7 protein-coding genes and 1 pseudogene are annotated in these 8,627 nt (G+C 53.1%); 5 read left to right on the top strand and 3 right to left on the bottom strand.

What is annotated here, in order from left to right; translation table 11 throughout:
• The 3 genes and pseudogenes from OGY71_RS23210 to OGY71_RS00525 all read left to right on the top strand — a co-directional run.
• Positions 1 to 107 (top strand): annotated as a pseudogene (locus OGY71_RS23210) (T6SS immunity protein Tli3 family protein); the annotation flags it as partial.
• 1 nt (position 108) lies between these two features.
• The gene (locus tag OGY71_RS00530) at positions 109 to 369 is read left to right on the top strand and encodes a PAAR domain-containing protein (RefSeq protein ID WP_003826683.1); all 261 of its coding nucleotides are present in this window, start codon (positions 109 to 111) and stop codon (positions 367 to 369) included.
• The gene (locus OGY71_RS00525; RefSeq protein ID WP_267440985.1) at positions 366 to 1,772 is read left to right on the top strand and encodes a KPHS_23130 family T6SS system protein; all 1,407 of its coding nucleotides are present in this window, start codon (positions 366 to 368) and stop codon (positions 1,770 to 1,772) included. Before OGY71_RS00530 ends, OGY71_RS00525 begins: the two co-directional genes overlap by 4 nt.
• A gap of 71 nt (positions 1,773 to 1,843) precedes the next feature.
• Here the strand turns inward: OGY71_RS00525 and OGY71_RS00520 are convergent, their stop codons facing one another.
• The 3 genes from OGY71_RS00520 to OGY71_RS00510 form a co-directional block, all read right to left on the bottom strand.
• Positions 1,844 to 2,785, bottom strand: coding sequence for an ABC transporter substrate-binding protein (locus tag OGY71_RS00520; protein WP_003826688.1), 942 nt, complete (start codon positions 2,783 to 2,785; stop codon positions 1,844 to 1,846).
• Positions 2,786 to 2,873: 88 nt separating this feature from the next.
• Positions 2,874 to 3,869, bottom strand: coding sequence for an ABC transporter permease subunit (locus OGY71_RS00515; RefSeq protein ID WP_286586894.1), 996 nt, complete (start codon positions 3,867 to 3,869; stop codon positions 2,874 to 2,876).
• A complete protein-coding gene (locus OGY71_RS00510; RefSeq protein WP_181509715.1) occupies positions 3,862 to 5,385 on the bottom strand; it encodes a sugar ABC transporter ATP-binding protein in 1,524 nt (507 codons plus the stop codon). Before OGY71_RS00510 ends, OGY71_RS00515 begins: the two co-directional genes overlap by 8 nt.
• A gap of 114 nt (positions 5,386 to 5,499) precedes the next feature.
• Here OGY71_RS00510 and OGY71_RS00505 point away from each other — a divergent pair, with 114 nt between their 5' ends.
• Together OGY71_RS00505 and OGY71_RS00500 are read left to right on the top strand one after the other, a co-directional pair.
• Positions 5,500 to 7,773, top strand: a complete 2,274-nt coding sequence (locus OGY71_RS00505) for a hybrid sensor histidine kinase/response regulator (RefSeq protein ID WP_286612626.1) — start codon at positions 5,500 to 5,502, stop codon at positions 7,771 to 7,773.
• 175 nt (positions 7,774 to 7,948) lie between these two features.
• The gene (locus tag OGY71_RS00500; protein WP_063941245.1) at positions 7,949 to 8,581 is read left to right on the top strand and encodes a GNAT family protein; all 633 of its coding nucleotides are present in this window, start codon (positions 7,949 to 7,951) and stop codon (positions 8,579 to 8,581) included.
• Positions 8,582 to 8,627: the final 46 nt, after the last annotated feature.

The following is an 8,627-nucleotide window of genomic DNA, read 5'->3' as shown; positions in this document are numbered from 1 at the left end:
CGGAAGGTTATAAGGCCAACTATCAAAACCTGCCGGACAAAGAACCGGAAGTGGTGGGCTATAAGGGCTGGACCCGGATGTACTGCGATATGGATGCAGGGAAATAATATGAAAGGTGTAATCAGGCTAAACGATCCGCTGGAAAATGGCGGATATGTCAATAAAGCTTCTGGTAGCAAGTTTATGGGAATTCCTGTCGCTTTACAGGGGGATACTGTGGTTTGTATTCTGCACAAAGGTACCTTCCCAATACTTGATTTTGAGCCAACCTGGACAATGGACGGCAAAGGCGTCGTTGTGGATGGCTGTAGGGCCGCATGTGGTTGTGCAATTAAAACCACGCTACCAACGGCGGGGACAAGCAAATGAGGAAATGGAAGATACCAAACAAGAATCCCTATGAAGAACCAGAAAAATTCCCGCTTAATATTATGCTGATCATTAGCTGTGCTATCTTTCTGTTTTTTATAACGTACAATATATTCAGCTGGTTGCAGGACAAGAAAGTTCCTGATGATCTGATATGGAATGCAATAGGTATCCCGTCGCTAATAGTGTTAGCAATCTGGTGTGTGGTGGTAATCACTTACGGTGTTATATCTTTTCCATGTTACTATGCGGGTTATCTTGAGCAGTATGGTATGAACCAGTGGAAAAACTGGGCAATACGGGCATTGCCTCTTTTAGACTATTCATCCATTCTCCCGGTGCCTGAACTGGCATTAAAAATTCAGAAATTAGAGGGTGAAGCGCCAGCAGGTTCTGCAACGCCGTTACGCATTGATATTGAAGTTGACTCAATGGATGACACCAGAGTTGATAAAGTACTAAGGCAGTTGATAGAGCCCCTCAAATGTTCTCTTGTCAGGGATTATCGGCCTTTTACTACCTGGCTATACGTTAAGGGAGCGGATGACACTATCGGCAATAGTTTCAAGGCGGTGCTGGCAAGTCTGAGCATCCCCAAAGATAAGGTCGGAAAAATTAATATTCTTCACAAATGTCCTGATTATTTTTTAATAAATGAGTGGGTTGATTTAAATATTTCTGAAAATAACCTGGTTATTACCGTTGAATTGCATGATGAAAATAATGCTGATTTTTTTGAAAGTGCTAATGCCTTTATTTTTACCAATACACAACTGCTTAAAGATAAAGACACACCTTTATATTTATTACGCATGATGGACAGTACCCCTTACTATCTTGATGAAATCGTAAGTACATATCTTTCTGCACAGCAAGTTGATGTTAGTAAAATTAAAAAACTATGGTTCAACTCACTGGATAAGCAGTCAAAATTCGTATTGTTTAGTGGGATAGAAAACGCAAAAACGAGCATTTTGGCCGATAGTCGATATGAACTGGAGGCCGTCACTGGGCAAAGCACAGAGGTTCAGCGCTGGGTTGTATTAGCGTTGGCTGCGGATGCTGCAAAATATGGTCAAGGCCATCAGTTATTCGCCAGTACATCCGCAGATACTATTCAATCCGGCATAATAGCTGCTAAATATCCAGGATGCTGGCCTGCACTTGATAAGCTGGATTTCCATGATTATTGGAGAGTCATAAAATTGTGCGCAATTATTTTATGGTGTATGGGATTTGTAAGTCTCGTACCACTAGAACTGTTCCAAAGTCACCCCTGGTATACGTTTGCACCTTTGGTTATTGGTATTCTGGTTATTTACACGGCGGTTATGATTTTTTCTTTTATACTGAGTCATAATATAGAAGAGGAAATGGATATTTATTACTCTCAGTTTTTATGAGGTAAGCGCCCTGACGGGCGCTCTTGCTTCTTTGACTCTCTTTGTGGCAGGAGCCTTAGTCGGTTCAGGATTTATTTCACCGTCCAACCCTTATAACTGCCGACGTTGTTTTTATCGATCATCGTCACCGGGATCAGCACGGGTTCTTTCGGGGCGGGTTTCCCCTGCAATATGTCATAGCCGATTTCGACCGCTTTGGCAGCCATCACCTGCGGATCTTGTGCCGGAGTCGCCACAAATAGTGAGTTTTCGCGCTTCAGCGCTTCTTCACCGTCTGGGGATCCATCTACGCCGACAATAAAGAATTCGCTACGCTGCGCCTGTTTTGCCGCCAGATCGGCACCGATCGCCGTCGGATCGTTAATGGCGAATACGCCGTCGATCTTCGGATTCGCCGCCAGCAGCGCGGTCATGATCTCCAGCCCGCCTTCGCGACTGCCTTTGGCGTTTTGGTTATGCGACAGCACCTTGATGTCAGGGTGGCGTTTAAACTCAGTCTGGCAGCCTTCCACGCGGTTCTGGACGGCGGAAACCGGCGGCCCGTTGATGATGACGACGTTGCCTTTGCCTTTCAGGCGGTCGGTAATGTATTTACAGGCCATTTCACCTGCCTGGGTGTTATCGGAGGTAATGGTCGCGTCTGCGCCTTCCGCTGCCACGTCAACGGCAACCACCACGATCCCGGCGTCTTTCGCGCGTTTTACCGCCGGGCCGATGCCCTTGGAGTCGGCGGCGTTAAGGATAATCATGTCGACTTTGGCGGCAATAAAGTTGTCGATCTGCGACACCTGTTGCCCCAAATCGTAACCGCTGGAAACCAGCGTTACTTTAACGCTATCACCTGCCAGCTTGCGTGCTTCCAGCTCCGCGCCTTTGGTGATCTGCACGAAGAACGGGTTGGCCAGATCGCCCACCGTAACGCCAATCGATTTCAGTTCTTTTGCCTGCACAAACGGAGCTGCAGCAAGCAGGGCGCCAGCACAGAGCGCGGTCACTAATGGCTTCAAACGCATACTCGTTTCCTCACGTAGGGTATTGTTGTTATACGCCTGATGGCGCTGCGCTTATCAGGCCTACGAATGAGCAGGCCAGTAAGCTTGTCTATGCACTTTGATGGTGTCGGGTACGGTATTTGTCGATTAGCACCGCTATGATGATCACCGCCCCTTTGATCACCAGTTGCCAGAAATAGGAGACGCCCATTAGCGTCATGCCGTTATTGAGCGTGGCGATTATCAACGCCCCCACCAGCGTGCCGGTGATGGTGCCGATCCCGCCAACAAAGCTGGTGCCGCCGAGGATCACCGCCGCGATGGCGTCCAGCTCGTAACCCATACCTAAGTTGCCGTTGGCGCTATACAGCCGCGAGGCGCTCATCACCCCGCCAAGACCTGAGAGCAAACCGCTCATGCCGTAGACGAACAGCAGCACCAGCCACACTTTGATCCCGGTTAAACGTGCGGCCTGCATATTGCCGCCGACCGCGTAGATATGAACGCCGAGCGTGGTGCGGCGCAGAATGAACCAGCACACCACCACCACCGCCAGCGCAATGACCACCAGCCACGGAACCGGGCCGAGATAGTTGTTACCGATCCACTCAAAGCTGATATTGGAGTTAATCACCGTTGTACCGTCGGCCAGCAGATAGGCCGCGCCGCGCAGCGCCGTATAGGTTCCAAGCGTGACGATAAACGGCGGTAGTCCGGCAAAAGCGACCAGCGCGCCGTTAAATAATCCCAGCACCAGGCCGAGCATCAGCGCCGCCGGAATTGACAGCATGGCAAGCTCAGGAATAAGAGAAACGACCATGGCTGCGACGGCGGTGGTGCCGAGAATCGAGCCAACCGAGAGGTCGATCCCGCCGGTCAAAATAATGAAGGTCATGCCAGCCGCCAGCACGATGTTGATCGACGCCTGACGGGTTATATTCAGCAGGTTGCTTTCGGTAAAAAAGTTAGGCGCGATAAAGCCAAATACCGCCACAATCAGGATGAGAATCGGTAAGATGCCGACCGTTTGCATCAGATCGCTCATCAGCATTTTTTTTGCGGAGGCGGATTTCACCACCTGCTGGGGAGGGGTTGGATTATTCATGGGGCACCGCCTGATGGTGGGAGTCGTTCACGCCGGTAGCCAGCGTCATAATATTTTCCTGGGTAATACTTTGTCCGTTCAGCTCGCCGGCAATGCTTCCTTCCCGCATGACGTACACGCGATCGCTCATGCCGACGACTTCCGGCAGTTCGCTGGAGATCATCAGGATCGCTACGCCTTTGCGCGCCATATCGTTCATGATCCGGTAGATCTCGCTTTTGGCGCCAACATCCACGCCGCGCGTGGGTTCATCGAGGATCAAAATACGTGGGCCGATCGCGACCCAGCGTGAAATCAGCAGTTTTTGCTGATTTCCGCCAGACAGCCCGCCCGCGCGTACCTGTGCGTGCGGCACGCGGATGTTGAGCAGCTTGATGGCGTCATCGGAAATAGCCTGCGCCTTTTTGCGATCGAGCATGCCCCAGTTGGCGTCACGCTCCAGCGTTGCCATGGTGATGTTTTCTGCCGCTGCCAGCTCTAAAAATAATCCCTGCTCTTTGCGGTTTTCCGTCAGAAAGCCAATGCCGTGGTCAATCGCCTCGCGCGGGGAGTGGATCACTACCGGTTCACCGTCTACTTCAATCATGCCGCCGATGGCTTTACGAACGCCAAAAATCAACTGAGCCAGCTCAGAACGCCCGGCACCGACTAACCCGGCCAGGCCGACGATCTCCCCGGAGCGTACCAGCAAGCTGCACGGCTGGACTTTATGGCCGTCGGTCAGGTGATGAACATTGAGGCGTGCTTTACCTAAGGGAATGTCGCGCTCTTTGTTGAACAGATCGCTTAACGGACGACCCACCATCATGCGCACCAGCTCCGAGGCGTTGAGCTTGTCGCGGGTCAGGCTGCCAACATATTGTCCGTCGCGCAGGACGCTGACGCGGTCCGAGAGTTCGTACACTTCCGCCATGCGGTGGCTGATGTAGATAATCGCCATCCCCTCATCGCGCAGGCGCATGATCAGTTCAAACAGGCGGTGGGTTTCACGTGAGGAGAGGGCGGCGGTGGGTTCATCCATTACCAGAATGCGGCTTTTACGGTGCAGGGCACGGGCAATTTCCACCTGCTGCTGTTCGGCGATGGTCAACGTCATCACGCGGTCGCTGGCCTTAAACTGGGCGCCGAGTCGGTCGATAACTTTCTGCGACTGCATGACCATCTCTTTACGCTGGACCAGACCGCCGCGCGACAGCTCGCTGCCAAGAAAGATATTTTCTGCCACTGTCAGGTTTGGCGCGAGCTGCATCTCCTGATAAATCAGCGTGATGCCTGCGCTAAGCGCGTCTTTTGGCCCGCGAATGTGGAACGGCTGACCGTCAATCAGGATCTCACCGCTGGTGGCGGTATAGGCCCCTGCGAGGATCTTCATCAGGGTACTCTTCCCCGCGCCATTCTCGCCCATCAGGGCATGAATCTCGCCCGGCCAGACCGTTAAATCGACCCCTTTCAGCGCGTAAAATTTGCCAAACGCTTTAGCAATGTTGCGCATCTCCAGAACCGGTGTCCTGCTCATGGCGGATCTCCTGTGGGGTGGCCGATATCAGCAGTCCATCACAGGAATGTAAATGCAAAATGTCAGAAGCCGTTCATATTTGTCATATTGCGATTTTTCTTCACGGAGCGTGATATGCCGCAACCGGGACGTCACTTTTTCGCCAGTGCGCGCGGACGATTGCTGTTCTTCAATCTGCTGGTGGTGGCGGTCACGCTGATGGTGAGCGGCGTGGCGGTGCTGGGTTTTCAGCACGCAAGCCAGATTCAGGAGCAGGTGCAGCAGCAAACCGTTGACGACATGACCGGCAGCATGAACCTGGCGCGCGATACGGCGAACGTGGCGACGGCGGCAGTGCGGCTGTCGCAGGTGGTCGGGGCGCTGGAATACAAAGGGGAAGCGGAGCGGCTGCAGGAGACGCAAAAGGCGCTGAAGCAGTCGCTGGAACAACTGGCTACCGCGCCGCTGGCGCAGCAAGAGCCGGTGCTGGTCGAGCGTATTATCCAGCGCAGTAATGAACTACAAAGCAGCGTAGAAGGGATGTTGCAGCGCGGGCAGCGGCGACACCTGGAGCGTAACGCGTTGCTCAGTTCGCTGTATCAAAATCAAAGCTATTTACGTCATCTGCAAAAGTTGACCGGCGCGCAGGATGATGCGCTGCTGGGGCAGATGGACCGCTTAATTGTTGCCGCCATCGACACGCCCACGCCGCGTTCGGTGGTGAAACAACTGGATGCGGTGATGCCTGCGCTTCCCTTGCGCCATGCTAGTCCGCTGATTAGCGGTATCCTCAACGACTTCAACCAGGAGCTGCATAAGCTGGAGCCGCTCTCTTCCGCGCTGGAGCAGAGCGATTTGGCCATCAACTGGTATATGTTTCATATCAAAGCGCTGGTGGCGATCCTCAACAGCGATATCAATCAGTATGCCTCGCAGGTGGCGCTGATCTCAGAGCAGCGGGTGGCGCAAAGCCATCAGGAACTGCAATCCGGCGCGTTGTTTATTTTAGTGTTTGCGCTGCTGGCGGTGGTGATCACCGGTTTTGCCGGGTGGTATATCTACCGTAATCTCGGCTCCAACCTGACGGCCATTTCACGGGCGATGACCCGGCTGGCGCACGGTGAATCAGACGTCAGCGTCCCGGCCCTGCAGCGGCGTGATGAGTTAGGCGAGCTGGCCCGCGCCTTTAGCGTCTTTGCCCGGAATACGGCGTCGCTGGAGCACACCACCCGACTGCTAAAAGAAAAAACCAGTCAGATGGAAATCGATCGCACCGAGCGTCAGGGGCTGGAAGAAGCGCTGTTGCACAGCCAAAAGCTGAAGGCGGTGGGGCAACTGACGGGTGGATTAGCACATGATTTCAATAACCTGCTGGCGGTTATTATTGGCAGTCTGGATCTGGTGAATCCGGAGTCGCCCGATGCGCCACGGGTCAATCGGGCGCTAAAAGCCGCCGAGCGCGGGGCGCTGCTTACCCAGCGACTGCTGGCCTTTTCGCGCAAACAGTCGTTGCACCCTCATGCGGTGGAGCTGAAAACGCTGCTGGAAAATCTGGGCGAACTGATGCGCCACTCTCTTCCGGCCACGTTGACGCTGGAGATTGAAGCCCAGTCTCCCGCCTGGCCCGCGTGGATTGACGTCAGCCAACTGGAAAACGCCATTATCAATCTGGTGATGAACGCCCGTGACGCCATGGACGGGCAGGCGGGCACGATTAAAATCCGTACCTGGAATCAGCGGGTCACGCGCAGCGATGGGCGCAAGCAGGATATGGTGATGCTGGAGGTTGCCGACCAGGGAAGCGGGATGTCACAGGAGGTGAAAGCCCAGGTCTTCGAGCCGTTTTTCACCACCAAACAGACCGGTAGCGGCAGCGGACTGGGGCTGTCGATGGTCTACGGTTTTGTGCGCCAGTCCGGTGGCCGGGTGGAGATTGAAAGCGCTCCCGGGCAGGGAACGACGGTCAGGCTGCAACTGCCTCGTGCCGTTGTGCCGGTGCAGGCTCAAGTGGAAGCGGTAGCGGTACATGCGGCGAACAGCGGTGAAAAACTGGTGTTGGTGCTCGAGGATGAGGACGATGTACGCCAGACGTTGTGCGAGCAATTACACCTGCTGGGCTACCTGACGTTAGAGGCCGCAAACGGGGAACAGGCGATGCATATGCTGGCGGCTTCATCCGAGATTGATATTTTTATTAGCGACTTAATGCTGCCAGGTGGTTTAAGCGGCGTGGATGTGGTTAACCATGCCCAGGCACATTATCCGCAGTTGTCCATCCTGCTGATAAGCGGTCAGGATTTACGTCCGGCGCATAACCCGGCGTTGCCGGATGTGGCGCTATTGCGTAAGCCTTTTACTCGGGGAGAGCTGGCGCAGGCGCTGTGGAAAAGTGAACAGTCATACCGCTAAGACATTGTCCTCTTCGCATACTATTTTGCGAGCTTCCTTCGGAAAACTAAACCTGCCAAAGAGATTAGGAATTCATCAAGACCAGGGAGCAAACGGGTGATGCTAATCTGAGCAAACACAGCCCGATTAGGATATAAAAGGAATTATGCCAGTACTAACAAGAGGTGATTCGCAGATGATTGTGATGCCGACAACGTATAGCCCGATGGCCGTCGCCCGCTCGTTTAAGGTGGTGGATACGTTTGAGCTTTCCGGGCGTATTCTGCTGGTTATTTATGACAGGCAAACTCCACGCGCAGCAATCATTGAAGCTGATATTGAGATTTTTAATGGCGTGCCTCGCCATCGGGTTCTTGCTGCACTGGATTTGCAGCGTAAACCCTACCTGGACAACGATATTTTAACGGTGGAACGATGTTGGGAAGAGGCGTCTGTGTTTCAGATAGAAGGGATATGTGTTAATCCGTCCGAACGAGATAAAGGGTTGGCGACGCGCCTGTATGAAGCACTGATTTTGCGCTGTGGTGTAACGCTGATTAGCGATTTTGAGCAATATGATGGCGGGAAAATGCTCTGGCAGAAAATTGCGCGTGAGTCTGAATACATCTCAGTTTTTATCCTGGACACGGAGCAAAACGCATTCTGGCCGTATGATGGTTCGAAAGTTATATATGATGGGGGATGTATCCCAGAAGAGCGGATATGGAGCATGTCACCAGATACAAAATGCCACGGTGTTGTTTTGGTGGCAGAGGAAAAACAACGCGCTTACCAGTTGATGGAGCCAGGGGCGTCCTATCGAGTTTGAGATTCCTCCGCTACACCTTCTTTTCTGCGTTGACTAACGTAAAGCC

Origin of the sequence: Citrobacter sp. Cpo109, from assembly GCF_030332565.1 — a bacterium.
Classification (GTDB): domain Bacteria; phylum Pseudomonadota; class Gammaproteobacteria; order Enterobacterales; family Enterobacteriaceae; genus Citrobacter; species Citrobacter portucalensis.
The sequence above is the reverse complement of the archived record's forward strand: the minus strand, read 5'-3'. Positions and strand labels throughout refer to the sequence as shown.

Bases quoted from the DNA above. Each gene is read 5' to 3' on its own strand.
- OGY71_RS00530 (WP_003826683.1), top strand. From the start codon at position 109: ATGAAAGGTGTAATCAGGCTAAACGATCCGCTGGAAAATGGCGGATAT.
- OGY71_RS00525 (WP_267440985.1), top strand. From the start codon at position 366: ATGAGGAAATGGAAGATACCAAACAAGAATCCCTATGAAGAACCAGAA.
- OGY71_RS00520 (WP_003826688.1), bottom strand. From the start codon at position 2,785: ATGCGTTTGAAGCCATTAGTGACCGCGCTCTGTGCTGGCGCCCTGCTT.
- OGY71_RS00515 (WP_286586894.1), bottom strand. From the start codon at position 3,869: ATGAATAATCCAACCCCTCCCCAGCAGGTGGTGAAATCCGCCTCCGCA.
- OGY71_RS00510 (WP_181509715.1), bottom strand. From the start codon at position 5,385: ATGAGCAGGACACCGGTTCTGGAGATGCGCAACATTGCTAAAGCGTTT.
- OGY71_RS00505 (WP_286612626.1), top strand. From the start codon at position 5,500: ATGCCGCAACCGGGACGTCACTTTTTCGCCAGTGCGCGCGGACGATTG.
- OGY71_RS00500 (WP_063941245.1), top strand. From the start codon at position 7,949: ATGATTGTGATGCCGACAACGTATAGCCCGATGGCCGTCGCCCGCTCG.